This window comes from Ramlibacter aquaticus, assembly GCF_015159745.1.
Lineage (GTDB): Bacteria > Pseudomonadota > Gammaproteobacteria > Burkholderiales > Burkholderiaceae_C > Ramlibacter > Ramlibacter aquaticus.
Map to the genome: position 1 here is coordinate 22,154 of NZ_JADDOJ010000027.1, position 25,001 is coordinate 47,154.

At 72.1% G+C, this 25,001-nt stretch carries 24 protein-coding genes and 1 tRNA gene; 12 read left to right on the plus strand and 13 right to left on the minus strand.

Annotated elements, in window-relative coordinates; all coding sequences use genetic code 11:
* Position 1 precedes the first annotated feature (1 nt).
* From hemW to IM725_RS08625, 5 genes are read right to left on the minus strand one after another with little or no spacing between them, the layout of a single operon-like run.
* Positions 2 to 1,192: a radical SAM family heme chaperone HemW gene (gene hemW, locus IM725_RS08605; protein ID WP_193780168.1), complete on the minus strand. Its 1,191-nt coding sequence runs from the start codon at positions 1,190 to 1,192 to the stop codon at positions 2 to 4.
* Positions 1,180 to 1,791, minus strand: a complete 612-nt coding sequence (gene rdgB, locus IM725_RS08610) for an RdgB/HAM1 family non-canonical purine NTP pyrophosphatase (protein ID WP_193780169.1) — start codon at positions 1,789 to 1,791, stop codon at positions 1,180 to 1,182. Before rdgB ends, hemW begins: the two co-directional genes overlap by 13 nt.
* Positions 1,788 to 2,513 carry a ribonuclease PH gene (rph, locus tag IM725_RS08615; protein ID WP_227753688.1) on the minus strand — a complete coding sequence of 242 codons (726 nt, stop codon included), beginning with the start codon at positions 2,511 to 2,513 and terminating at the stop codon, positions 1,788 to 1,790. Before rph ends, rdgB begins: the two co-directional genes overlap by 4 nt.
* A 46-nt stretch (positions 2,514 to 2,559) precedes the next feature.
* On the minus strand, positions 2,560 to 3,462 hold the full coding sequence (locus IM725_RS08620) for a PP2C family protein-serine/threonine phosphatase (protein ID WP_193780170.1): 903 nt from the start codon (positions 3,460 to 3,462) through the stop codon (positions 2,560 to 2,562).
* Complete coding sequence (locus IM725_RS08625) at positions 3,459 to 4,478, minus strand: serine/threonine protein kinase (RefSeq protein WP_193780171.1); 1,020 nt, start codon at positions 4,476 to 4,478, stop codon at positions 3,459 to 3,461. The genes IM725_RS08620 and IM725_RS08625 overlap by 4 nt, the downstream gene beginning before the upstream one ends.
* An 82-nt stretch (positions 4,479 to 4,560) precedes the next feature.
* Here IM725_RS08625 and IM725_RS08630 point away from each other — a divergent pair, with 82 nt between their 5' ends.
* Entirely contained in the window at positions 4,561 to 5,463 is a 903-nt protein-coding gene (locus tag IM725_RS08630; RefSeq protein ID WP_193780172.1) for a YicC/YloC family endoribonuclease, read from the plus strand.
* A gap of 28 nt (positions 5,464 to 5,491) precedes the next feature.
* On the opposite strand, the gene IM725_RS08635 is transcribed toward IM725_RS08630, so the two are convergent.
* Positions 5,492 to 6,694, minus strand: a complete 1,203-nt coding sequence (locus IM725_RS08635) for an extracellular catalytic domain type 1 short-chain-length polyhydroxyalkanoate depolymerase (RefSeq protein WP_193780173.1) — start codon at positions 6,692 to 6,694, stop codon at positions 5,492 to 5,494.
* A 215-nt stretch (positions 6,695 to 6,909) separates the two neighbouring features.
* Between IM725_RS08635 and IM725_RS08640 the strand changes: the two genes are divergently transcribed.
* From IM725_RS08640 to IM725_RS08655, 4 genes are all read left to right on the plus strand, one after another.
* Complete coding sequence (locus tag IM725_RS08640; protein WP_193780174.1) at positions 6,910 to 7,743, plus strand: universal stress protein; 834 nt, start codon at positions 6,910 to 6,912, stop codon at positions 7,741 to 7,743.
* Between the two features lie 43 nt (positions 7,744 to 7,786).
* Entirely contained in the window at positions 7,787 to 8,407 is a 621-nt protein-coding gene (gene gmk, locus IM725_RS08645; RefSeq protein WP_193780175.1) for a guanylate kinase, read from the plus strand.
* 14 nt (positions 8,408 to 8,421) lie between these two features.
* On the plus strand, positions 8,422 to 8,625 hold the full coding sequence (rpoZ, locus tag IM725_RS08650; protein WP_193780176.1) for a DNA-directed RNA polymerase subunit omega: 204 nt from the start codon (positions 8,422 to 8,424) through the stop codon (positions 8,623 to 8,625).
* A 202-nt stretch (positions 8,626 to 8,827) separates the two neighbouring features.
* Complete coding sequence (locus tag IM725_RS08655; RefSeq protein WP_407692511.1) at positions 8,828 to 11,092, plus strand: RelA/SpoT family protein; 2,265 nt, start codon at positions 8,828 to 8,830, stop codon at positions 11,090 to 11,092.
* 12 nt (positions 11,093 to 11,104) lie between these two features.
* On the opposite strand, the gene greB is transcribed toward IM725_RS08655, so the two are convergent.
* On the minus strand, positions 11,105 to 11,665 hold the full coding sequence (greB, locus tag IM725_RS08660) for a transcription elongation factor GreB (RefSeq protein ID WP_193780177.1): 561 nt from the start codon (positions 11,663 to 11,665) through the stop codon (positions 11,105 to 11,107).
* Positions 11,666 to 11,844: 179 nt separating this feature from the next.
* Here greB and IM725_RS08665 point away from each other — a divergent pair, with 179 nt between their 5' ends.
* Positions 11,845 to 12,603, plus strand: coding sequence for a hypothetical protein (locus IM725_RS08665; RefSeq protein WP_193780178.1), 759 nt, complete (start codon positions 11,845 to 11,847; stop codon positions 12,601 to 12,603).
* 25 nt (positions 12,604 to 12,628) lie between these two features.
* Here IM725_RS08665 and IM725_RS20710 read toward each other — a convergent pair whose 3' ends face one another.
* Positions 12,629 to 15,046, minus strand: a complete 2,418-nt coding sequence (locus tag IM725_RS20710; protein WP_193780179.1) for a bifunctional diguanylate cyclase/phosphodiesterase — start codon at positions 15,044 to 15,046, stop codon at positions 12,629 to 12,631.
* Between the two features lie 94 nt (positions 15,047 to 15,140).
* On the opposite strand from IM725_RS20710, the gene IM725_RS08675 reads away from it, so the two are divergent.
* Positions 15,141 to 15,575: a response regulator gene (locus IM725_RS08675; RefSeq protein WP_193780180.1), complete on the plus strand. Its 435-nt coding sequence runs from the start codon at positions 15,141 to 15,143 to the stop codon at positions 15,573 to 15,575.
* A 236-nt stretch (positions 15,576 to 15,811) separates the two neighbouring features.
* On the opposite strand, the gene IM725_RS08680 is transcribed toward IM725_RS08675, so the two are convergent.
* Entirely contained in the window at positions 15,812 to 16,384 is a 573-nt protein-coding gene (locus IM725_RS08680) for a hypothetical protein (RefSeq protein WP_193780181.1), read from the minus strand.
* 101 nt (positions 16,385 to 16,485) lie between these two features.
* Here IM725_RS08680 and IM725_RS08685 point away from each other — a divergent pair, with 101 nt between their 5' ends.
* The 4 genes from IM725_RS08685 (at position 16,486) to IM725_RS20715 (ending at position 18,310) form a co-directional block, all read left to right on the plus strand.
* Complete coding sequence (locus tag IM725_RS08685) at positions 16,486 to 16,797, plus strand: DUF883 family protein (protein WP_193780182.1); 312 nt, start codon at positions 16,486 to 16,488, stop codon at positions 16,795 to 16,797.
* A 1-nt stretch (position 16,798) separates the two neighbouring features.
* Positions 16,799 to 17,167: a phage holin family protein gene (locus tag IM725_RS08690; protein ID WP_193780183.1), complete on the plus strand. Its 369-nt coding sequence runs from the start codon at positions 16,799 to 16,801 to the stop codon at positions 17,165 to 17,167.
* Positions 17,164 to 17,397, plus strand: coding sequence for a hypothetical protein (locus IM725_RS08695; RefSeq protein WP_193780184.1), 234 nt, complete (start codon positions 17,164 to 17,166; stop codon positions 17,395 to 17,397). The genes IM725_RS08690 and IM725_RS08695 overlap by 4 nt, the downstream gene beginning before the upstream one ends.
* Before the next feature lie 208 nt (positions 17,398 to 17,605).
* A complete protein-coding gene (locus IM725_RS20715) occupies positions 17,606 to 18,310 on the plus strand; it encodes a helix-turn-helix domain-containing protein (RefSeq protein ID WP_193780185.1) in 705 nt (234 codons plus the stop codon).
* Here the strand turns inward: IM725_RS20715 and IM725_RS08705 are convergent.
* The 3 genes from IM725_RS08705 to IM725_RS08715 all read right to left on the minus strand — a co-directional run bounded on the left by IM725_RS08705 (position 18,307) and on the right by IM725_RS08715 (position 20,041).
* A complete protein-coding gene (locus tag IM725_RS08705) occupies positions 18,307 to 19,446 on the minus strand; it encodes an NAD(P)/FAD-dependent oxidoreductase (protein WP_193780186.1) in 1,140 nt (379 codons plus the stop codon). The genes IM725_RS20715 and IM725_RS08705 overlap by 4 nt on opposite strands.
* 64 nt (positions 19,447 to 19,510) lie before the next feature.
* Positions 19,511 to 19,786: a DUF4242 domain-containing protein gene (locus IM725_RS08710; RefSeq protein ID WP_193780187.1), complete on the minus strand. Its 276-nt coding sequence runs from the start codon at positions 19,784 to 19,786 to the stop codon at positions 19,511 to 19,513.
* Positions 19,787 to 19,964: 178 nt separating this feature from the next.
* Positions 19,965 to 20,041, minus strand: a tRNA-Arg gene (locus IM725_RS08715).
* Between the two features lie 215 nt (positions 20,042 to 20,256).
* Between IM725_RS08715 and IM725_RS08720 the strand changes: the two genes are divergently transcribed.
* Positions 20,257 to 21,396 (plus strand): MFS transporter, encoded by a 1,140-nt coding sequence (locus IM725_RS08720; protein WP_193780188.1) that lies wholly within the window; start codon positions 20,257 to 20,259, stop codon positions 21,394 to 21,396.
* 64 nt (positions 21,397 to 21,460) lie between these two features.
* On the opposite strand, the gene IM725_RS08725 is transcribed toward IM725_RS08720, so the two are convergent.
* Positions 21,461 to 25,000, minus strand: a complete 3,540-nt coding sequence (locus IM725_RS08725; RefSeq protein WP_193780189.1) for an indolepyruvate ferredoxin oxidoreductase family protein — start codon at positions 24,998 to 25,000, stop codon at positions 21,461 to 21,463.
* Position 25,001: the final 1 nt, after the last annotated feature.

The window sequence follows — 25,001 nt, forward strand, 5'->3', positions numbered from 1 at the left end:
ATCAGTCCGAGGGCAGGAACAGCGACTGCAGGTCGCTCAGGAAATCGAAACCGCGCTCGGTGGGCGTCACCTGCGTGAGCGTGCGTTCGATGAGGCCCCGCGCCTGCGCCTGCTGCAGCGCGTCCGCGATGGCCGAGAGCGGCAGGCCGGTGCGGTCCTGGAAGTCCTTCAGGGCGAAGCCCTCGCGCAGGCGCAGCGCGTTGAGCATGAATTCGAAGGGCAGCTGCGCGCGCGGCACCTCCTCTTCCTGCGCCAGCGCCTGGCCCTGCAGGGCCTTTTCCATGTACAGGCGGGGCTCGCGCAGCTTCACCTGGCGCACCACCCGGTGCGGGAAGCTCAGCTTGCCGTGCGCCCCCGCACCTATGCCCAGGTAGTCGCCGAACTGCCAGTAGTTCAGGTTGTGCCAGCAGCGGTGGCCGGGCTTGGCATAGGCCGACACCTCGTAGCGGCCGTAGCCCGCCAGGCCGGTCAGCTCGGTGATGCGGTCCAGCATGGTGTAGGCCAGGTCCTCGTCGGGCACCTGCGGCGGGAACTTGGCGAAATAGGTGTTGGGCTCCAGCGTGAGGTGGTACACGGACAGGTGCGGTGGCATGAGCGCGATCGCCTCGCCCAGGTCTGCTTCCAGGCCGGCGAGGTCCTGCCCCGGCAGCGCGTACATCAGGTCGATGTTGAAGGTGTCGAAGGCGCGCTGCGCCTCCTCCACCGCGGCGATCGCCTGTGCCCGGTCGTGCACCCGCCCCAGCGCATGCAGCTTGTCGTCGTCGAAGCTTTGCACGCCGATGGACAGGCGCGTCACGCCCGCGTCGCGGAAGGCGCGGAAGCGGTCGCGCTCGAAGGTGCCCGGGTTGGCCTCCAGCGTGATCTCGCAATCGGGCGCGAGCTTGAGCCGCGCGCGGATGTCGCTGAGCAGGCGGGCGATGCCCGCGGGCGAGAACAGGCTGGGCGTGCCGCCGCCGATGAAGATGCTGTGCACGCCCCGGCCCCACACCAGCGGCAGGGCGGCCTCCAGGTCGGCCAGCAGCGCGTCCAGGTAGCGCTGCTCGGGCAGCTCGCCCGCCTTCATCTCGTGCGAATTAAAGTCGCAGTAGGGGCACTTGCGCAGGCACCACGGCAGATGCACGTACAGCGAGAGCGGCGGCGGCGCGCCCAGCTGCAGCGTGCCGGGTCGCAGGAAGTGACTCAGATCGGCCATGCGCGGCGCATCAGTTCGACCATCTGCCGGGCGGCCTGGCCGCGGTGGCTGTGGGCGTTCTTCACCTCGACCGGCAGCTGGGCGAAGGTCTTGCCGAACTCGGGGATGAACATCACCGGGTCGAAGCCGAAGCCGTTCTCCCCGACGGGCGCACGCGTGATCTCGCCGGCCGCCCGGCCCACGGCCACCAGCGGCTCCGGGTCCTCCGGGCTGCGCAGCGCCACCAGGGTGCTGACCAGCGCGGCGCGGCGGTTGTCCACCGCCTGCATCTGCTCCAGCAGGGCGCGCACGTTGTTGTCGTCGCCCTTGGCGTAGCCGAACTGCGTCGCGTAGTAGGCGGTGTCCACCCCCGGCAGGCCGCCGAAGGCCTCCACGCACAGGCCGGCGTCGTCGGCCACCGCGGGCAGGCCCGATTCGCGCGCGGCATGGCGGGCCTTGGCCAGCGCGTTCTCGATGAAGGTGCGGTGCGGCTCCGGCGCCTCGGGGATGCCCAGCGCGCCCTGCGGCACCAGCTCCAGGCCCAGCGGCGCGAACATGGCCTGCAACTCGGCCAGCTTGCCGGCGTTGTTGGAGGCCAGGACGAGGCGGCGGATGCTCATGCCTTCAGGGCCGCTTCCTGCATCTGCACCAGCTCGGCGATGCCCTTCTCGGCCAGGCGCAGCAGCTCGTCCATCTCCTTGCGGGTGAAGGGGACGCCCTCGGCCGTGCCCTGCACTTCCACGTAATGGCCGGCGCCAGTCATGACCACGTTCATGTCGGTGTCGCAGGACACGTCCTCCACGTACTCCAGGTCCAGCAGCGGCGTGCCCTCGACGATGCCCACCGAGACGGCGGCCACGTGCGAGGTGATGGGCGACTCCTTCAGCTTGCCCTCGGCCAGCAGGCGATTGACCGCGTCCTGCGCGGCCACCCAGGCGCCCGTGATGGCCGCCGTGCGCGTGCCGCCGTCGGCCTGCAGCACGTCGCAGTCGAGCTGGATGCTGCGCTCGCCCAGGCGCTTCAGGTCGAACACGGCGCGCAGCGAGCGGCCGATCAGGCGCTGGATCTCCTGCGTGCGGCCGCTCTGCTTGCCGCGCGCCGCTTCGCGGTCGCCGCGGGTGTGGGTGGCACGCGGCAGCATGCCGTACTCGGCCGTCACCCAGCCCTCGCCGCTGCCCCGCTTGTGCGGTGGCACCTTCTCCTCGACGGAGGCGGTGCACAGCACCCGGGTCTGGCCGAACTCGACCAGCACCGAGCCCTCGGCGTGGATGGTGTAGCCGCGCGTGATGCGCACGGGACGAAGCTGGTCGGCGGTGCGGCCGCCGGTACGGATGAAGCTCATGGGATTCCTGGGGCTGGAAGGCACGCCGCGCAGGCGGCGTGCGGGGTCAGGTCTTGCGGGCCGCCGAACGGCGGATCGCCTCGTTGATCTCGGCGATGGAGCGCTCGATGGCGGCATCGTCCAGGTCGTCCACCGGCGCATCGCCCACGCCGGCCTGGATGGTGGAGGCGAAGACGCCGTCGCTGATGCTGTCGGTGGAGATGCCGCGCGTGGACTCGAAGGTGTCGGGCGTTTCCCACTCCAGCGCGATCACGGTCACGTTGTCGCTGTGGGTGCCGGCCGTGCGCAGCGCCAGCTCGACCAGGTCGGGCACGGCCTGGGAGACCGGCTTGGCCGACAGGTGGCGCACGATCTCGGCATCGCTGAGCGCGCCCCACAGCCCGTCCGAGCACAGCAGGATCTTGTCGCCCTGCTGCAGCGTGACCGGGCCGGTGACGTCGAACACCGGCTTGGTGGGCGAGCCCAGGCAGGTGAAGAGGATGTTGCGGTTGACCGGCGCGCCGCGCATGCCGGCGGCGGCCTGCTGCTCCAGGTAGGAGTGGTCGCGCGTGCGGGTGACGAGCTCGCCGCCGCGCACCACGTACAGCCGCGAATCGCCGCAGTGCACCCAGGTGGCGGCGGTGCCCTGCACCACGGCGGCCACCAGCGTGGTGCGGGGCGTGTCCAGCATGCCCTTCTCGCTGGCGTAGCGGATGATCTGGTGGTGCGCCGACATCAGGGCCATGGCCAGGAAGCCGGTCACGTCCTGGATCACCGGCCGCGCCTCCTTCTGGTAGAGCGCCGCCACCGACTGCAGCGCCAGCTGGGCCGCGACCTCGCCCTCGGGGTGGCCGCCCATGCCGTCGGCCAGCAGGAAAAGCCCGGACTCCCGCGTGTAGCAGTAGCCCATGCGGTCTTCGTTCTTCTCGCGCCCGCCCTTGCGGCTGACCTGGAAGACCGAGAACTTCATGCGCGGCCCTTGCTGCCGAAGCCGGTGGCCGCGGCGGCGCGCTTCACGGTCTTCTTGGTGTCCGAGACCATGTTGTCGAACTGCAGGCGCATCTTCTCGCCCACGGTCAGCTTGGTGTAGCGACGCTCGCCCTCGCGGCTGAGCTCCTTCTGCAGCGCGAACACCGATTGCGGGCGCGACAGCGGGTCCAGCGACATGCACCACTCGACGACCTCGATCAGGTTGTCGGAGTAGACGCCGCGCAGCCGCGAGAGCGCGAGCGCCAGGCGGTCCTTCTCGAGCCGCTGGGGGGCGTCGTTGGGCGGGTAGCCCTGCATGCAGGCGTAGATGCACGCGCCGATAGCGTAGATGTCGGTCCACGGGCCCATGGACGAATCGCGCCGGTACATCTCGGGGGCCGCGAAGCCGGGGGTGTACATCGGGCGGATGAAGTTGCCCTCTTTCGAGAGCACTTCGCGCGCGGCGCCGAAGTCGATCATCACCGCCTTGTTGTCGTCGGTGATGAAGATGTTGGCCGGTTTGATGTCCAGGTGCAGCATCTTGTGCTGGTGCACGATGCGCAGCCCGCGCAGGATCTCGTCGAACAGCGAGCGGATGGTGGACTCGCGGAACACCTTCTGCTTCTTCAGTTCGCGCGCGGTGATGATGAAGTCCTGCAGGGTCGCGCCCTCCAGGTAGTTCATCACCATGTAGACGGTCTCGTTCTCGCGGAAGAAGTTCAGCACGCTCACCACGGAGGCGTGCGAGATCTGGGCGAGCGAGCGCCCCTCCTCGAAGAAGCTCTTCAGGCCGAGCCGGTACAGGGAGAGCTTCTCGGGCGGCACCTGCGGCAGCAGCTCGCCCGGGGCCCGCGTGGCCAGGGACGCGGGCAGGTATTCCTTGACGGCCACCTGCTGGCCTTCGCTGTCGACCGCGAGGTACACCACCCCGAAGCCACCCGCCGAGACCTTGCGGACGACGCGATAGCCACCGATGACGGTGTCGGGCGGAAGGGGCGAGGGTTTGACCTTTGACATAATTTCAGCGAGGCACCGCCCACTCGGGAGGGCTCGCGATCCCCGCTTTTGCGCCCCCCACTCCCTGACGGAAAGACCCTCGATGTCAGTTTACAGCATGACCGGTTATGCGTCCGGCCAGCACATCCTCGCGGCGGCCACGGCCGGTGCGCCCGCCACACGGATCGGCCTGGAGATCCGGGCCGTCAACAGCCGCTTCCTGGACATCAGCTTCCGCCTCTCCGAGGAGCTGCGGGCCCACGAGCCGGCCCTGCGCGAGCTGCTGCAGCAGCGGCTGAAGCGGGGCAAGGTCGAACTGCGTGCCGGGGTCGAATCCACCGCCAGCGACGCGGTGCGCGAGCCCAGCCCCCGCCTGCTCCAGCGCCTGGCGACCCTGCAGGACAGCGTGCGGGCCTGGATGCCGGACGCCCGGCCCCTGGGCGTGGCCGACGTGCTGCGGCTGTCGGCCACGGACGGCGCCGGTGGCACCGACTGGACCCAGCCCCTGATGCAGCTGGCGCGCGAGGCCGTGGATGAGCTGCAGGCCGCCCGCGCCCGGGAGGGCGCCCGGCTGGCCACCATGCTGCTCGGCCACCTGGGGCAGCTGCGCACGCTGGCGCAGCAGGCCGCCCCCCTGGTGCCCCAGCTGGTGGAACAGCAGCGCGAACGCTTCCTGGAGCGCTGGCGCGAGGCCATGAACCTGGCCGCCGGCGCCACCGCGCCGCAGGCCGCCGAGGACCGGGCCCTGGCCGAGGCCACGGCCTTCGCGATCCGCATCGACGTGGCCGAGGAGCTGACGCGCCTGGCCTCGCACCTGGACGAGATCGAGCGGCTGGTGAAGAAGGGCGGCGAAGCGGGCAAGCGCCTGGATTTCCTGATCCAGGAGCTTCACCGCGAGGCCAACACCCTGGGATCCAAGTCGGCCAGCCTGGAGCTGACGCGCATCTCCGTCGACATGAAGGTGCTGGTGGAGCAGATGCGCGAACAGGTGCAGAACATCGAGTGAGGGACCTTGGCCGCAGCGCGGCCGGCCCTCAGGCCGACGGCGTGCGGCGCTGGCCATCGAAGAAGCGCAGCATGGCTTCGGTCGCATCCGGCCCCTGCGGGTCGGTGTAGCTGCCGCGCGGGCTGCCACCCGACCAGGCGTGGCCGGCGCCGTGCACCTCCCAGTACTCGGCCACCACCCGCCCGGCGGCGTCCCGGCGCACGCGCCGCGTGAAGCGCCGCCCGCCCGGGGCGCGGCCGGCCTCCGCGGCCCCGTGGTCCGGGCCCAGCCCGGCGGCGGCCGCGAACTGCTGCTGGCCGTTGTCGGGGTGCACCGTCTTGTCGGCGTCGCCGTGCAGCACGATGGTGGGCACGCGCGGGGCCTGCCCGGCCGCGGGCCGGGCGCCGGCACGCATCGCGTGGTGGGCCGAGGGCAGGTCGCGCGCCGCGCCCGCCGCCAGCCCGGAGTGCACCCCCACCGCGGCGAACAGGTCCGGGTAGGCCTGGCCCAGGATGGCCGCCATGGCCCCGCCCGCGGACAGGCCGGCGACATAGATGCGCGCCGGGTCGACGGCGTGGCGGCGGGCGATCTCGCGCACCATGCCGGCCAGGATGGCGGGCTCGCCCCGGTCACGGCCCTGGTGGCTGTGCTTGAACCAGTTCCAGCAGCGCTGCGGGTTGGCCTGGGCCGACTGGGCGGGGTAGAGCACGTAGAGCCCGCGTTCGCGCGCCGCCTCGTTCATGCGCGTGCCGGCCGCGAAGTCGTCGGGGTGCTGGGTGCAGCCGTGCAGCATCACCACGAGCGGCAGGGGCCGGCCGGCGCCGGCCGCCGGCGGGATGTAGAGCTTGTAGTCGCGCGCGGCAGGGCCCTCGCCCCAGCGGCCGGCGATGAAGGCTTCGGGCTGGGAAGACGGGCCTGCGCCCGGGCCTGCACCGGCGCCGGCGCCGGCAGTGTCCTGCGCTGGCGCCCGGGACTCCACGCCCGGAGCCGCCGGTACCTCGTTGCCCTCGACCGAACCCGGACCGACGCCCTCTTCCTGCGGCCCCGCCAGCGGCCGGGCCTCGGGCACCCAGCGGGCCTCCACGTCGATCACCTCTTCCTGGGGCCGGGCCGGGGCCGGGGCGCCGCCCTCCCCCTGGGGCACCCCGCCGGCCAGGGCCTGCTGGATCGCGGCCGTGGCGGCCCGCAGGTCGCCGGCGCGGGTCAGGGCGGTGGCCTCCTGCATGAGGCGTAGGAATTCAGGGTTGGGCATGCGGTCGTTGTCCGGGGTCATTCTGGGGCAGGTGGCACCGCCGGGCCGGTCTGCAAGGGCCGCAGCTGAATCGCTTTGTTGCGGCGCCAAGCCCGGCGGCGGCGGCCCGCCCCATGAGCCGGCACCGCGGGGACGGGTGGCCATTGATGATCGTCAACCCCGCGCGCTGGCCCGCGCCGCAAGATGCAGGCATCCCCGTTGTCCCGGAGCCTGCCATGAAAGCCCCCCTGCACCAGCTGCTGGTCCACCTCGACGACGCCGCCCCCGCCGCGGTGCGCCTGGCCTACGCCCGCAAGATCGCCGCCCGGCATGAGGCGGCGCTGGCCGCGGCCTACGCCGTGATCCCGTCCATGGTCGAGGTGCCCTTCGCCGCCGAGGCCGGGCCCCAGGCCCTGGACGCGCTGCGCGAGATCGACGTGCAGCGCCGGGCCCAGGCCCATGCGGTCTTCGACGCCTCGCAGGCGCCGGGCGACACGGCCAGCTGGTGCGAGCTGTCCGGCTTCCCGCTGGTGAGCTCGTTCTCGGAGCAGGCCCTGTACGCCGACCTGCTGGTGCTGGGCCAGCACCAGCCCGAGGGCGGGCCGGCCGGCATCCCCTTCGACTTCGTCGAGAGCGTGCTGCTCACCGCCGGCAAGCCGGCGCTGGTGGTGCCCTACACGGCCCGCGCCCTGGAACTGCCCCAGACCCTCGCGATCGCCTGGAAACCGACCCGCGAGGCCGCGCGTGCGGTGGCGGCGGCCCTGCCGCTGCTGCAGCAGGCGCGCGAGGTGCACGTGCTCACCTGGGGCGAAGGCGCCACCACGCCGGCGGGCGGCCTGGATTTGCCGGCCTGGCTGCAGCGCCGGGGGGTGGAAGCACGCTGGCACCGCGAGGCCGAGGCCGAGCCCGACACCGTGGGCGACCACTTCCTCTCGCGCGCGTGCGACCTGGGCGCCGACCTGCTGGTGATGGGCGTGTACGGCCATTCGCGGGCGCGGGAATGGGTGCTGGGCGGTGCCTCGCGCACCGTGCTGCAGGCCATGACGGTGCCCGTGCTGGTGGCGCACTGAGCGCCTTTGCGCGGGGGGCCGGGCCGGCCCGCTAAAATTCGGCATGGATTACCCCGGCAACCTCTTTGTCGTCGCCGCGCCCAGCGGCGCGGGCAAATCGAGTCTGGTCAAGGCTTTGCTGGAGCTGGACTCGCTCGTCCAGCCCTCCGTCTCCCACACCACCCGGCCGCCACGCGGCCAGGAAAAGCACGGCCGCGAGTACTTCTTCGTCTCGACCCAGGAGTTCGACGCCATGGTCCTGGCCAGCGGCTTCCTCGAATGGGCGAACGTGCACGGCCACCGCTACGGGACCTCCAAGCGGGCCATCGAGGAACGCATCGCCACCGGCGCGGACGTGATCCTGGAGATCGACTACCAGGGCGCCCTGCAGGTCAAGCGCATCTTTGCCAACGCGGTGCTGGTGTTCATCCTGCCGCCCAGCTGGGAGGAACTGCGCTCCCGCCTGGAGCGCCGCGGCGAGGATTCGGCCGAGGTGATCGAGATCCGGCTGCGCAACGCGCAGGAAGAACTCGCCCAGGCCAAGGAATTCGACTTCGTTATAATCAATGAGTTATTTGAACGGGCGCTTTTTGACCTCAAGGCGATCGTCCACGCCCAGCGCCTGAAGTACTCGGCCCAGCACCGCGCCCGCGCCGACACCTTCAAGGCCCTCAACATCCTCTGAAACGGAAGACCCCCATGGCCCGCATCACCGTCGAAGACTGCCTCGAGAAGATCCCCAACCGCTTCCAGCTGGTGCTGGCCGCGACCTACCGCGCCCGCATGCTCAGCCAGGGCCACACGCCCAAGATCGAGAGCAAGAACAAGCCGGGCGTCACCGCCCTGCGTGAGATCGCCGACGGCAAGGTCGGCCTGGAGATGCTCAAGAAGGTCCCGGGCTGAGTCCCGTGGCGCCGGCCCCGGCTGGCCCCCGCCGGTGGACACCGGCACGCCAAGGCACCGCCCGCGCGGTGCCTTTTTCTTTGCCCCGGCCGCATCGCCCGCACGCGCCCTGCAGGGGCTGCTGCGCGACTTTTCGCAAGCTGCGACAGGACTTTCCCGCCGCCGGGGTGCCGCGGCCGGGCCGGTGCGCTACATTGAAGCCGTGAGCGCGGTCATCCAATCCTCATCCGGCAAGGGCAGGCGCCCGGGCCCGGATGCGTCCAGCCCGGCGGCCATGAATGCGGCGGCGGCGAGCTTCGCCGCGCTGACGGCCCGGCTGGACTACCTGGATGCCGCCGAGGTCGAGCAGGTGCGCCGCGCCTACCGCTTCGCCGACGAGGCCCACCTGGGCCAGATGCGCGCCAGCGGCGAGCCCTACATCACCCACCCCATCGCCGTCGCGGCGCAGTGCGCGGAGTGGAAGCTGGACGCCCAGGCCCTGATGGCCGCCCTGCTGCACGACGCGATCGAGGATTGTGGCGTGACCAAGCCGGACCTGATCGAGCGCTTCGGCGCCCCGGTGGCCGAGCTGGTGGACGGGCTCACCAAGCTGGACAAGCTGCAGTTCAACACGCGCGAGGAGAGCCAGGCCGAGTCCTTCCGCAAGATGCTGCTGGCCATGGCGCGCGACGTGCGCGTCATCCTCGTGAAGCTGGCCGACCGCACCCACAACATGCGCACGCTGTCGGACGTGCCGCGCGAGAAGTGGTCGCGCATCGCGTCGGAGACGCTGGACATCTACGCGCCCATCGCGCACCGCCTGGGCCTGAACCAGACCTACCGCGAGCTGCAGGAGCTGTCCTTCCGCCACCTGCAGCCCTGGCGCTGGCAGGTGCTGAACAAGGCCGTGTCGCGCGCCCGCAGCCGGCGCCGCGACATCATCCAGAAAGTGCAGCGCGACGTGGAGGCCGCCTTCGAGCAGTCCGGCCTGCAGGTGCGCATCGCCGGCCGCGAGAAGACGCTCTACTCCATCTACCGCAAGATGGACGAGAAGCACCTGAGCTTCGCGCAGGTCACCGACATCTACGGCTTCCGCGTGATCGTGCCGGGCGTGATCGACTGCTACACCGCGCTGGGCGTGCTGCACCAGCTCTACAAGCCGGTGCCCGGCCGCTTCAAGGACCACATCGCCATCCCCAAGGTGAACGGCTACCAGTCGCTGCACACCACGCTGGTGGGGCCCTCGGGCGTCAACGTGGAGTTCCAACTGCGCACCGAGGCCATGCACCTGGTGGCCGAGTCCGGCGTGGCCGCGCACTGGCTGTACAAGGCCAGCGACCTGGCCGCCGACCAGTCCGACCGCCTGGGCACCAAGTGGCTGCAGTCGCTGCTGGACATCCAGCACGAGACGCGCGATGCCGCCGAGTTCTGGGACCACGTCAAGATCGACCTGTTCCCCGACGCGGTCTACGTGTTCACGCCCAAGAGCCAGATCATCGCCGTGCCGCGCGGCGCCACGGTGGTGGACTTCGCCTATTCCATCCACTCCGACGTGGGCGACCACACGGTGGCGGCGCGCATCAACGGCGTGCAGGTGCCGCTGCGCACCGAGCTGAAGAACGGCGACGTGGTGGAGGTGGTGACGGCGCCGGTGTCGGCGCCCAACCCGGCCTGGCTGGGCTTCGTGCGCACCGGCCGCGCCCGCTCCAAGATCCGCCACCACCTGAAGACGCTCAAGCAGACCGAATCGCAGGAGCTGGGCGTCAAGTTGCTGGCGCAGGCCCTGCGCGCCGAAGGCCTGGAGAAGCTGCCCGGCGACGGCGAGGAACACCGCAGCATCTGGGAGCGCCTGCTGCGCTTCACCGGCAACCGCAGCCGCGAGGAACTGCTGACCGACATCGGCCTGGGCAAGCGCATCGCCAGCATCGTCGCCAAGCGCCTGGTCAACCTGCTGGCCGAGCGCGGCGAGAAGCCCGACCAGCTGCTCATCAGCCGCGAGCGCTACACCGCGCACGAGAACGTCTCGCAGGGCGAGGTGATGCTGGACGGCAGCGAGAACGCCTCGGTGCAGTTCGCCAGCTGCTGCCGGCCGGTGCCCGGCGACCGCATCCTGGGCTACCTGGGGCGCGGCGAGGGCCTGGTGGTGCACGCCGAGGATTGCGCGGTCGCGCGCCGGCTTCAGCACAAGGACCCCGAGCGCTTCATCACCGTGGGCTGGAGCGATGAGCCGGTGCGCCCCTTCGAGACCGGCTTGCAAGTCACCGTCGGCAACGGCAAGGGCGTGCTGGCCCGCGTTGCCGCGGCGCTGGCCAGCGCCGAGGCCGACATCACGCACGTGGTGATGGACGACGAAAAGGCGCAGGACGCGACCGACCTGAAGTTCCTGGTCGCGGTGCGCGACCGCAGCCACCTGGAGGCTGCCATGCGCACGCTGCGCCGCACGCCTTCGGTGATGCGGGTGCAACGCGTGCGCCCCGGGGCCAACTGAGCGCGCGCAGGCTCAGGCCGGCGCGGCCGGGTAGCGCACCTCCAGCACCTCGATCTCCTGCACGCCGGCCGGCGTCACCAGGCGCACCGCGTCACCGACACGGGCCTTGAGCAACGCCCGCGCGACCGGCGAGATCCAGCTGACCTGCCCGTTCAGGCTGTCGGCCTCGTCGATGCCCAGGATGGTGATGGTGCGCTCCTGGCCCTCCCCGTCCGCATAGGTCACCGTCGCGCCGAAGAAGACCTGGTCGCTGCCGTGGTGCACCGAGGGGTCGGTCACCTCGGCGGCCTCCAGCCGCTTGGTGAGGAAGCGGATGCGGCGGTCGATCTCGCGCAGGCGCTTCTTGCCGTAGATGTAGTCGCCGTTTTCGGAGCGGTCGCCGTTGGAGGCGGCCCAGTGCACCACCTCCACCACCTTGGGCCGCTCCTCATCGATGAGCTGCATGAGTTCCGCACGCAGCCGCGCGTAGCCCTGGGGCGTCATGTAGTTCCGGGTGCCTGGTGGGACCTGCGGCAGGACGGCCTCGTCGTCGTCGCCCTCGCCCTCCGGCTCGCGGGTGAAAGCCTTGTTCATCGCCCGAGCATAGCGCCGCGCGGCGGACGGGTCGCCCGACGGCCGCGCTTGCGGGCGCTCTCCTACAGCCGCGTGCGCCCCAGGCCCACGCAAGCTGGGCGCCTGGGTTTGGCACCATGCATGGCTCATCTCCGCAGTCCTGGATCGCCGATTGCCCTTCGTGAACGAAAGAGACGCCCATGGCCGCGTTCGCTGACACCGGCATCGCCGGTGCACGGGGCCCTGCCGCCCCCACCCCCCTGGCCGCGACGCCCGGCGCGCGGCGCTCGCGCGCGGGCGCCGAGGCGGCCCGCTACGGCGTGCTGCGGCGGCTGGGACCGGCGCTCAAGCACGACATGGTGGTGAACCTGCAGGCCATCGCGATGATGGCGGAGGTGCTGAACGCGCGCCTGGAGCGCAGCACGCCCGCCCCGCAGGAATTCGCCTCCAGCATCGCCAAGCTCAACCGGCTGGCGCGCGAGGCGGTGGCGAACTGCCTGAAGGTGGCGGCCTGGATCGAGCCGGGCGAGGACGAGATCGTCCGCCTGCCCGAGGGCGTGGACGAGTGCCTGGCCCTGCTGGCCAGCAACTTCAATTTCCGCGGCTTCCTGGTGCAGCGGGAGGTGCCCGACACCGCCTTCCAGGTCTCGCGCGTGGCGCTGCGCAACCTGCTCATCGCCTCGTTGATCACACTCACCGACGCGGCCGGCGGTCCCTGCGTGGTGTCGGTGCGGGCCGAGGTGCTGCCGGGCTTCGCGCAGATCACGGTGCGCACCGCCCCGCGCGACGACGGCTTCGAGGGCCTGCCCTTCGAGCCCGCCTACCGCCAGCTCGACTGGTCCGACGTGCAGGCCCTGGCCCAGGTGGAAGGCGCCGAGCTGCTGCGCGAGAGCGGCCAGATCCTGCTGCGCCTGCCACGCTCCTTCCCGGGCGCGCCGCTGAAGATCGCGCCGGTCTGAAGCGCGCCGCTGCGGCGCGTGCCCCTCAGGCGGGCATCGCGTCGATGTAGGCCTCCAGCTGCGCGATCGGCAGCGGCTTGCTGAACAGGAAACCCTGGTATTCCGTGCAGCCCTGCTGGGCCAGGAAGTCGCGCTGCGCCTCGGTCTCCACGCCCTCCGCCACCACGCCCAGGCCCAGGCTCTGCGCCAGGCCGATGATGGTGCGCGCGATGGCGGCATCGCTGGGGTCGGTGAGGATGTCCTTGACGAATTCGCGGTCGATCTTGAGCTGGTCCAGCGGCAGGCGCTTGAGGTAGCTGAGCGATGAATAGCCCATGCCGAAATCGTCGATGGACAGCGCCACGCCCATGGCCTTGAGCTGCTGCATGCGCGCCGCCGTGCCCTGGATGTCCTCGGCCAGCAGGCTTTCGGTCAGCTCGAGCTTGAGCTTGTTGGGCGGCACCTTGGCGTGGCGGATCATCTCCAGCACCTCCTCCACGAAGTCCGGGTGGCGGAACTGACGCACGCTGACGTTCACCGCGATGCTGAGGTGGGCGCGCGAGGGCACGGCGGCCCACACCGCCAGTTGCGCGCAGGCCTGCTCCAGCACCCAGCGGCCTATGGGCACGATGAGCGCGGTCTCCTCGGCGGTGGAGATGAAGTCCGCCGGCGGCACCATGTCGCGCCGCGGATGCCGCCAGCGCAGCAGCGCCTCCACCCCCGTGAGCCGGCCGTCCACGGCCACCTGCGGCTGGTAGTCGACCAGGAACTGGCCCTCGCGCCAGGCCTGGCGCAGGTCGGTCGCCAGGGTGGCGCTGGCGGTCACGGTGGCCTGCATCTCGGGGTCGAAGAAACGGACCGTGTTGCGGCCCGCGGCCTTGGCCTGGTACATGGCCAGGTCGGCATGCTTGAGCAGCTCACTGACCGACCAGGGCGTCTTGCCGAACAGGGCGACGCCGATGCTGCAGGTGGAGTGGTGCTGGTGCCCGGCCAGGCCGTAGGGCTCGCCCAGCTTGGCCAGGATGCGCTCGCTCACCGCCCGGGCGCCCGTCAGCGGGTCCATGGGCTTCTGTCCGCTGTTCTCCAGCAGGATCACGAACTCGTCACCGCCCAGGCGCGCCACCGTGTCGCCGCGCGCCACGCAGGAGCGCAGCCGCTCGGCGACCTGCTGCAGCAGCATGTCGCCCTGCTGGTGGCCCAGGGTGTCGTTGAGCACCTTGAAGTTGTCCAGGTCGATGAACATCAGCGCACCCTCGCGCGGGGAGGCGGGGTCGTCCAGCGCGGCATGCAGCCGGTCCAGCAGCAGCTGCCGGTTGGGCAGCCGGGTCAGCGGGTCGTAGAAGGCGAGGTACTGGATCTTCTCCTCGGCCGTCTTGCGTTCGGTGATGTCGCGCCCCACCGCCACCCAGTGCGTGAGCCGGCGTTGTGCGTCCCAGACCGGCGAGACCTCCAGGTCGACCCAGAAGGGCTCGCCGTTCTTCTTGTAGTTGACCAGGTCCACCCGCACCGGCTGCCACTGCTCCAGGGCCGTGCGTATGCGGTCCAGCTCGCTGCGCTGCGTGGCGGGCCCCTGCAGCAGGCGCGGCGTGCGGCCCAGCACCTCCTCGGCCGCGTAGCCGGTGCGCCGCTCGAAGGCCTCGTTGACGAAGACGATGCGCGGGCCCGGCTCGCTGAAGGGCCCGGCCTCGGTGATGATGACCAGGTCGTTCAGCCGCGCGATGCTGCTCTCCAGCAGGCGCAGGTGCTGCTGCGCGGCATGGCGCTCGGTCACGTCGCGCATGCGCAGCGCGAGCCCGGCGCCGAAGGCGTCGCCCTGCAGCTCGATGTGGCGGGCCAGGCGCGCATCCTGCGCCTCCAGCTCGAAACGCTCGCCCGAGGCCAGGGCATGGCGCAGCCCTTCTTCCAGGCGCACCCGCGCCGTCTTCTGGAAGCAGGCCCAGAGCGAGCGGCCGATGAGCGTGGGACGCTGCGGCCCGGCCTCGCCCCCGGCGAGCAGGGCGGCCGCGGCCTCGTTCAGGTAGCTGATGCGGCCGTCGGCGTCGATGGTGGCGAAGGGCTCGTCGCCGGCGTGCCGGCCGTGCGGCTCGATCACCTGCAGCACGCCCTGCACGCGCTCGACGCGCCCGTCCTCGCCGCGCACGGCCTGGCCCACGCTGCGCACCCAGAGCCGGCGGCCCTGCTGCGTGCTGATCTGCACCTCCTCGTCGAAGTCGCGGCCCGCGGCCACGCAGGCCCGCAGCTGCTCGCGCATGCGCTCGCGGAACTCGGGGGTGTAGAAGGCGCCGGCCTGCTCGGCCGTGGGCTGGAAGCCGGGCGGGGCCTCGTGCAGCTGCACCAGCTCGGGCGACCAGGCCAGCTCGCCGCTGGCGACGTCGAGCACCCAGGTGCCCATGCGCGCGGTGCGCTCCATCAGGCCGCGCAGCGCGTCCTCCTGCAGCAGGGGTTCACCCAGCGCGGCGTGCATTCAAAGGTCCGAGGGGACCGCCCGCGCCGGTAGGTCCGGTCCTACCCCAGGACGGGAGCGCGTCCGGGCCGCCAGGCAGAGCCAGGGCCGCATGATGCAAGCTCCCCGTCTTGGCACCGCGCTCCAGCCCTTCGTGAACCTCCAGGCCTTCGTCATCGAGGACAACCCCACCATCCGCGAGAACCTGGTCGGAACGCTGGAGGAGCTGACCTGCCTGCGCGTGGCGGGCACCAGCGCGACGGAGGACGAGGCCCTGGCCTGGCTGGCGGCGAATCCGCAGGCCTGGGACCTGATCATCGTCGACCTCTTCCTCAAGCAGGGCAGCGGCATCCACCTCGCGCAGCGCATCCAGCGCGCGCGGCCGGGGCAGAAGGTGGTGGTGTTCAGCAACTACATCAACGCCAGCGTGCGCAAGCGCTGTGCGCAGATCGGCGTCGACGCGGTGTTCGACAAGTCCACCGAGATCGACGCGCTGGTCGAGTATTGCGCCCATCAGTGTTACCGGGTTTCCCAGGCCCAGGCGGCCTGATGCGAGCGCAACTGTAGGGCGCGGCCGCCGCGCCGCCTGCGGGATGGCGCCCTACAAGCGTGTAGGACGCCACCGATGGGCAAGGCGGCGACTGCGCGCTGATGACTGCCTGGGTCGGCGTGGCGTCGAACACCAGCTTGCCGGGCCAGGTCGGCTAGGCCGTGGGCAGGCTGCTGTTGTTCGGGTCCCCGTAGCGCGCGAAGGCGCCAAGGCCCTGCGGGCCGCGGCGGGGGCGCTCAGCGCGTGAGCAGGCTGCCGGCGGATTCGCCCGCCGGCTGCAGCGGCCCCAGCGGGTTGTGCTGGCGCTCCACGCGGTCGATGCGCGCCTGCCCGCCCGCGTTGCGGAAGAGCACGAGATCCTCGCTGGCCACCACCGTGACGTCGAAGGACCAGCCGGTGATGCGGGTGACGCGGTTCACGTTGAAGAAATCGGCCAGGAAGCCGCCTTCGCGATCGCGCTCCATGCGCTCGAAGTGGAACACCCAGGCCCGGCAGGAGGCCCGTGCGAGGATGCACTGGCGGATGCCGGGGTCCAGCGCATCCATGGGCACGCCCGAATAGGGGGCCAGCCGCGCCAGCAGGTCGGGGTAGGGAATGGCCGTGACGTTGGTGCCGCCCGCCGCGTCGAAGCCAAGACCTTGAAGCTCGGCAACCCGCGTCTGGAAGGGTAGGATCCGCTCTGCAGCGGCCTGGGCCTGGGCATAGCTGTCGAAGGGCGAAGGCGTCGAGGCGCCACCGCGCGGCAGCATGGCGGAGCAGCCGGCCACGAGGGCCAGGGCGGCGGCAGCGATCCAGCGGATGAGTCTCATGGCACCATGGTGCGAGCTCTGCGGCAGGCAGGCTTGATCCACGTCAAGGGCGGCCATGGACGCCGGGCTTAGTTTCATTTTTCGAACTTCAGGAGGACGCGATGAGCGATGCGACGACCGATGTGAAACCCGACCTGGCCGCCGACCTGCGGGCCGTGGTGCGCGATGCCGAGATCCTGCTGCGGCAGGCCGCGAACAACGCCGGCCAGGAGTACGAGGCCGCGCGCGACCGGCTCGAGGAAACGCTGCGCAACGCGCGCTTCCGCCTGCAGGACGCCGAGGACGCGGTGGTCGACCGTGCCAAGGCCGCCGGCCGGGCCGCCGACGACTACGTGCACGCGAACCCCTGGCAGTCCGTGGGCCTGGGCGCCGCGGTCGGGCTGGCCCTGGGCCTGCTCATCGGCCGCCGCTGAGATGGCCCTGGCCGAGAGCCTGCGCGCACTCGGCGCAGGGCTGGCGGACGCGGGCCGCCAGCGCCTCGCCCTCGCCGCCCTGGACGTCGAGGACCAGGCCCTGCGTGCCGGCCAGCTGCTGGCGGCGCTGCTGGCCGTCGCGGTGCTGGCGCTGCTAGCGCTGGCCGCCCTCGCCGCCACGGTGGTGGTGCTGCTCTGGGACAGCGCGCGCATCGCCGCCCTGGTAGGCGTGAGCCTGTTCTTCGTGGCCGGGGCGGTGCTGGCCTTCTGGCGCCTGCAGCGGGGCCTGCGTGAACGCCCGCCGCTGCTCGCCGCCACGATGGCCGAGTTGCGCAAGGACGTGGACCAGCTCGCGGGGCGCCGGCCATGAAAGCCCGCCTGCAGGCCATCGCCGCCGAGCGCGCGCAGTTGCAGGCGCAGATCGCCGCCGGGCGGGCCCGCCTCGGCCAGGCCGTGGTGGCCAGCGGCCGCGAAGCCCTGGTCGCCGTCGCGGTGGCCGGTGCCAGCCGCTGGCTGTCGCGGCGCTTTCGCTTCGGGCCGGTCGCGGCCGTGGTGCTGGGCCTGATCGCCACCCGCCTCAGCGCCCGCCGCACGCGCTGAACGGCGCCACCGCAGGGGCCCGGTGCGCCCGCACGCGGCGCACCTGACTGCCAAGCTAGTTCGTTGCATCGACGGCACGGCCGGGGACGGGCGGGCGCGCTTCGTCGCGTCAAATCGGCCCAACGCCGCCACGCCATGCCGACGCCCCGCCCGGACCCCTCACCACCACCGACGCACGCGCCGTGCCCGCCGCCGGCCGGACCCGCCCGTGCGTGAGGACCGGGTGCTGGAGCGCATCGCCTCGGTGCTCGCCGCCGAGGACGAGGACCAGCTGCATGAGCGCATGGGCCTGGCCGTGGAGGCCCTGGAAGGCGAGCACGGGCTGTTCCGCATCCGGGTGATGCGGCCGCCGCTGGACCCGGTGCACCACGCGATCCGTTGCGGGCCGCCGGTGCGCGGAGCCGGCCGCGACAGCTGGGACGACCTGGACGGCCCCTATGCCTTCGCGGCGCTGGACGCCGGCGAGCCCGAGCCGGGGTGGCGCCGCCATGGCTTGCCCGCGCAGCTGCCGCCCATCACGCCGCCCAGCTCGGCGCCCTGGGTGGCCGCGCACCACGGCCCGGGCGCCGACAGCGTGCTCAGCATCGCCCGCACGCAGGTGCCGCGCGCCGGCAGCGCACAGGAGCGCCGCGTCGCCGACGCGCTGCGCCTGCTGGCCGGGGTGCTGCACGTGAGCGTGATGCGGCTCGCGGTGCCGCGCCTGTTCGCCCGCCTCGCGCCGCGGCTCACCGAGCGCGAGACCACCTGCCTGCGCTGGGTCGCGCAGGGCAAGAGCGACGGCGTGGTCGCCACCATCCTGGGCGTGTCGGATTCGGCCGTGCACTTCCACATGACCAACGTGCTGCGCAAGCTGGGGGTCTCCACGCGCACGCAGGCCGTGGCCAAGGCCATGGCCCTGGGGCTGATCCCCTAGGCGCCGCCGCCCTGGAAGCGCGCCGGCGAGACGGCGCGCGCGTCGACACCCTGGTCACGCAGGGCCGCGTCCGGCGGCTCGCCACACAGCAGCGCGGCCGCCAGGGCGGCGCAGCCGGCCGCGCTCTGGATGCCGTAGCCGCCCTGCCCCGCGAGCCAGAAGAAGCCCGGCACCGCGCCGTCGAAGCCGATCACGATCTCGCCATCGGGCGCGAAGGTGCGCAGGCCGGCCCAGGTGCTGGCGGGCCGCCGGATCTCCAGCGTGGTGGCCTCGGCGATGCGGTGGATGGCGGTCGCGATGTCCAGCGCCTCGGGCTGCACGTCCTGCGGCGGCACGGGGTCGGCGTTGGCCGGCGAGCCGAGCAGCCGGCCGGCGTCGGGCTTGAAGTACCAGTCCTCGGCGATACCCACCACGGTCGGCCAGGCCGAGACCTCGGTGCCCGCCGGCCCGTCGAAGGTGAAGGCGCTGCGCCGGCAGGGCTGCAGGCCCAGCGGCCTCACCCCGCAGGCCTGCGCGAGCACGTCCGCCCAGGCGCCGGCGGCATCGACCAGCACGTCCGCCTGCAGCGCGTCGCCATCGTCCAGCTGCAGGGTCCAGCGCCGGCCGTCGTGGCGGCCCGCCACCACGCCGGCGCCGCAGCGCAGGGTGCCACCCGCGGCGCGCAGGCCACGCAGGAAGCCCTGGTGCAGGGCGTTCACGTCGATGTCCTGCGCACCGGGCTCGGCGAGCGCGCCCAGCAGGCGGTCTGGGCGCAGCACCGGCACCCGGGCCCGTGCTTCATGGGCATCGATCCGCTGCACGCCCTGGCCGCTGTCCTGCAGGCTGCGCCAGGTGGCGGCCAGCAGGTCTTCCTGGCCGGGCTGCGCCACGTACAGCACGCCGCGCGGGTGCATCAGCGGCACCGGCGCGAAGCCTTCCGGGGGCTGGGTGTAGAAGGCCCGGCTGGCGCGCGTCAGCGCCCGCACCTGCGGCGGGCCGTAGCTTTCCATGAACATGGCGGCCGATCGGCCGGTGGCGTGGTAGCCGGGCTGGGGTTCGCGCTCCAGCAGCAGCACGCGGCGCCGGCCGGCCAGCGCGTGCGCCAGCGAAGCCCCGGCGATGCCTGCGCCGGCGATGACGATGTCGAAGGACTCCATGGCCACGCATTCTCCGCCCGCGCGCTGGCGGGCGGCAGCGTGGCGCGCCTGGCTGCGCCGGCCTTCAGGCCTCGGCGGTCGTGGGGTCTATGGTGGTGATGACGCGCGACACGCTGTCGGCCGGAAACCCGCCCCGGCGCGCGTGCTCGCGCACCAGCTCCTCGCTGGCGGCGTTGTAGACGCAGTAGATCTTGTCGCCGGTCACGTAGCTGTGGACCCACTGCACCTCGGGCCCCATCTCGTTGAGCACGCCGCAGGATTTCTGCGAGATGGCTTTCAGGTCTGCCGCGCTGGTAGCCCCGACGTTGGGGATGGAACGCTCGATGACGAACTTCGGCATGGTGAACCCTCGCGTGAGTTGACGGGGGACACAGTATGCACAGCGCAAAGCCCCCTGGCGAGGGGCCCGAACGGCCCAACCCATCCGTCGAACCGTTGCGCGACGGGAGGCCAATGGCGCCGCACAAAGAAAAAGGGTCCTGCGAAATTCGCAGGACCCTTCGTCTGATTACCTTGTCTGGTGCGGCTGGCAGGATTCGAACCCACGACCCCTTGGTTCGTAGCCAAGTACTCTATCCAACTGAGCTACAGCCGCTGAGAGTGCGAGTATAGCACACCAAATCCGGCCCCGGGCTGGCCCCCGGTGCGCGATCGCGTTTCCGCCCTGCTTCGTGGCCCCGCGCCGCGGACCCTGTAATATAGGTGCATCTACACCTATCTGGAGTTGCCATGCCCGCGACCGACCCCGCCGCCCGGCGGCCAGCCTTCTGACTCGTCCTGCTGGCCGCGGCCGGCACCTTCGCGCTCACCATGGGCGTGCGCCAGTCCATGGGCCTGTTCCTCTCGCCCCTGAACACCGCCACCGGCCTGGGCCTGGCCAGCATCAGCCTGGCCTTCGCCTTCGGCCAGCTCTGGTGGGGCCTCACGCAGCCCTTCGCCGGCATGCTGGCCGACCGCCTGGGCGCCACGCGCATCCTGCTGGCCGGGGTGGCGCTGGTCGCGCTGGGCACCTTCCTTACCCCGCTCATGGGCAGCACCGCCGGCCTGGTGCTGGTGATCGGCGTGCTCAGCGCCGGCGGCGCGGGCATGGCCGGCCCCGCCGTGCTCATGGGCGCCACGCTGCGCCTGGTGCCCCCGCACCGGCGCGGCTTTGCCACCGGCCTGGTGAACGCGGGCGGCTCCTTCGGCCAGTTCCTGATGGCGCCCATCGCCACCACGCTGATGGCGGTGATGGGCTGGTCGGCCGCGCTGCAGGTGATGGGCCTGCTGGTGCTGCTGGCCCTGCCCGCGGCCTTCGTGCTGCGCGGCGGCCACGTGCAGGCCGCGGGCGTGGCGGCGCCCCTGCCCACCGGCCAGGCCGTGCGGCAGGCGCTGCACACGCCCAGCTTCCTGCTGCTGGCCTCGGGCTTCTTCGTCTGCGGCTTCCACGTCGCCTTCCTGGGCACGCACATGCCGGGCGTGATCGCGGCCTGCGGCCTGCCCGCGCAATGGGCCGGCTGGTCGCTGGCCATGATCGGCCTGTTCAACATCGCAGGCAGCCTGGCCATGGGCTGGGCCATGGGCCGCTGGCGCTACAAGCGCCTGCTCTCGCTGGTGTATGCGACGCGCGCGCTGGGCGTGCTGGTGTTCGTGCTCGCGCCCAAGACCGGCCCGGTGCTGCTGGCCTTCTCGGCGCTGATGGGCTTCACCTTCCTGTCCACCGTGCCGGCCACCGCCGGGCTGGTGGCCAAGTTCTTCGGCACCGCCAACCTGGCGACCCTGGTGGGCCTGGTGATGCTGACCCACCAGGTCGGCGGCTTCCTGGGCGCCTGGCTGGGCGGGCGCGTCTTCGAGGCCACCGGCTCCTACGACCTGGTCTGGTACATCGACATCGTGCTGGCCGTGGGCGCGGCGCTGGTGCACCTGCCGATCCGCGAAGCCCCGGTCGCGCCCCGCGCGGCCGCGGCCTGAGGGCGGGAGCCGCCTGCCGTCCCGTCACGACAGGCTGCGCTCCGCGTGCTTCGGAGTGAGTGCCTCAGCCCGCCACCACCGGGATACCGCGCAGCTGGCCGGCCTCGCGCGAGGGCCCCGGCCGCGGCCAGACCTGGGGCGCGAAGCGGTGCAGCAGCTCCGCCTCGCGCGCGCGGGCCAGCGCCAGGTTGCCCAGCTTGACGTGGCCGAAGCCGCGCACGGCCATGGGCAGGGCCGCGATCTCGCAGGCGATGCCCAGCGTGTCGCGCGAGAGCCGCGGCAGCAGCGACTCGATGCGCGCCATGAACTGCCCCGGCAGCGCGCGCTCCAGGCGCCTCTCCTGCGTGTGGCCGAAGGGGTCCAGCCAGCTGCCGCGGATCGCGCGCAGCCGCGCCAGGGCGCGCAGCACCGGCAGCAGCCAGGGGCCGAATCGCATCTTGCGCGGCGCGGCGCCGGCCTTGCCGCGTGAGAGCAGCGGCGGCGCCATGTGGAATTCCAGCGTCCAGCCGTCCTCGAACTGGGCCTGCAGCGAACGCAGGAATTCGCCGTCGGTGTACAGCCGCGCCACCTCGTACTCGTCCTTGTAGGCCATGAGCTTGAGCAGCGAGGCGCCCACCGCCCGCGTGAACGGCAGGGAGGGGTCGGCGGCCAGGGCCTGCTCGGCATCGCGCACGCGCAGCACGAAGTCCCGCCAGCGCTGGGCCTGGGCGGCGTCCTGCCAGCCTGTGAGCTGCGCGCTGCCCAGCGCGAGCAGCGCGTCGAGCTGCTCGGGCGGCGCTTCCTCGTGCGGCGTGGCGAAGAGCCGCTCCAGCGCGGGCGCATCGTGCGCGGCCAGGCGGCCCAGCGAGAAGGCCAGTTGGTTCGTTTCCACCGCCACGCCGTTGAGCGCGATCGCGCGCTGCAGCGCGGCCAGCCCCACCGGCACCAGCCCGCGCTGCCAGGCGAAGCCCAGCGCCACGATGTTGGCGGCGACCGTGTCGCCCAGCCAGGCCTCGGCCAGCGCCTGCGCGTCCAGCGTGTCGACCCGGTCTTCGCCGGCACCGAAGCGCAGCTTCTCCAGCAGCTGCGGGGCGCGCAGGTCCGCGTCCGGGTTGCGCAGCGATTCGGCGACCGGAATCTCGTGCGTGTTGGCGATGACGCGGGTGCGGCCCCGGCGCAGCGTCTGCAGCGCCTCGGGCGAGGCGCCCACCACCAGGTCGCAGGCCAGCAGCGCGTCGGCCTGCTGGGTGTCGATGCGGACCTGGTTGAGGCGCTCGGGCCGGTCGGCCAGCCGCACGAAGGACAACACCGCGCCGCCCTTCTGCGCGAAGCCCATGAAGTCCAGCACGCTGGCCGACTGGCCCTCCAGGTGCGCGGCCATGGCCACCAGCGCGCCCACGGTCACCACGCCGGTGCCGCCCACGCCCGTGACCAGCAGGTCCCAGGGCCCCGTCCACACCGGCGTCGCCGGCAGCGGCAGGGCCTGCACCGCGCGGGCGAAGCGGCCGTCTTCGCCGCCCAATCTCCCGCTGCGCCGCCGCGGCTTGGCGCCGAGCACGCCCACGAAGCTGGGGCAAAAGCCCTTGGCGCAGGCATAGTCCTTGTTGCAGGCGGCCTGGTCGATGCGCCGCTTGCGGCCCAGCGCGGTCTCGTGCGGCAGCACCGCCACGCAGTTGGACTGCACGCCGCAATCGCCGCAGCCCTCGCACACGCGCTCGTTGATGAAGAGCCGGCGCGGCGGGTCGGCCAGCTGGCCCTTCTTGCGCCGGCGCCGCTTCTCGGCCGCGCAGGTCTGCTCGTAGATCAGCACCGTCACCCCGGGCAGTTCGCGCAGCTCGCGCTGCACGGCGTCCAGCGCGTCGCGGTCGTGGAAGCTCGTGCCCTCGGGAAAGCGCGCGCGCAGCGGCCCGTACTTCGCGATGTCGTCGCTGACGATGGCGATGCGCTGCACGCCCTCGGCCTCGACCTGGCGCGCGATGCCGTCCACGCTGACCTTGCCGTCCACCGGCTGGCCGCCGGTCATCGCCACCGCGTCGTTGTAGAGGATCTTGTAGGTCAGCGTGGCGCCCGCCGCCACGGCCTGGCGGATCGCCAGGTAGCCCGAGTGGTAGTACGTGCCGTCGCCCAGGTTCTGGAAGACGTGCGGCACGCGGGTGAACATTGCGTGCGAGACCCAGTCCACGCCCTCGCCGCCCATCTGGATCAGGCCTTCGGTGTCGCGGTTCATCCAGCTGGCCATGAAGTGGCAACCGATGCCGGCCTGGGCGCGCGACCCCTCGGGCACGCGCGTGCTGGTGTTGTGCGGGCAGCCGGCGCAGAAGTAGGGCGTGCGCTTGACGGCGTCGGCCGCGTTGGCGAGCAGCGGCGGGGGCGTGAAGTCGCGCACCAGCGCCCGCCGGTCCAGGTCGGGGAAGTGCGCGGCCAGCCAGTCCGCCACCAGGGCGATGAGCCGCGAAGGCCGCAGCTCCGCATCCACCGGCACCTGCGGCGCGCCGGCGGCGTCATGCTTGCCGGTGATCACCGGCCGCTGCGCATCGTTGTAGAGCAGGTCCTTGATCTGCTGCTCCACCACCGGCGCCTTCTCCTCGATCACCACGATCTCGCGCAGGCCCTGGGCGAAGGCGCGCATGCGCTGCGGCTCGATCGGATAGGTCAGGCCCAGCTTGAGGATGCGCACGCCGTGCGCCTGCAGCACCTCGGGCGAAAGCTCGAGCCGGCGCAGCACCTCCATGAAGTCATCATGCGCCTTGCCGGCGGTGACGATGCCCACCGTGGCGCGCGGCGCCGGTGCGATGAGCCGGTCGATCGAGTTGATGCGCGCGAAGGCGCGCACCGCGTCCAGCTTGTGCGCGAGGCGCTGCTCGATCTTCATGCCGGGCAGGTCGGGCCAGCGGTAGTGCAGGCCGTCCTCGGGCGGCACGAAGCCGGTCAGCGCCCGCACGCTGTCCGCGTCCTGCCAGGCGGCCATGCGGGCGTGGATGCGGTCCAGGTCCACGGTGCTGCCGCTCTCCACGATCTCCGACAGCGCGGTGAAGCCGACCCAGTTTCCTGAAAAGCGCGAGAGCGCCCAGCCGTACAGGCCGTACTCGATCATCTCGGCCACCGAGCCGGGCGAGACCACCGGCATGCGCCAGGCCTGGAAGGCCAGGTCGCTCTGGTGCGACATGGAGGAGGAGACGCAGCCGTGGTCGTCGCCCGCCACCACCAGCACGCCGCCGTTCGGCGAGGCGCCATAGGCGTTGCCGTGCTTGATCGCGTCGCCCGCCCGGTCCACGCCCGGGCCCTTGCCGTACCACATCGCGAACACGCCCTCGCAGGTGCGCTCGGGGTCGGACTCCACCCGCTGCGTGCCCAGCACCGCGGTCGCGCCCAGTTCCTCGTTCACCGCCGGCAGGAAGCGGATGCCGCGCTCCGCCAGGCGCGGGCCGGCCTTCCACACCGCCTGGTCCACCATGCCCAGCGGCGAGCCCCGGTAGCCGCTGATGAAGCCCTGGCTGGCCAGGCCGGCCGCCGCGTCCCGCGCACGCTGCATCAGCAGCAGCCGCACCAGGGCCTGGGTGCCGGTCAGGAAGATGGGGCCGCGCTCGGCCCAGAGCGCGGCCCCATCTTCCTGACCGGCACCCAGG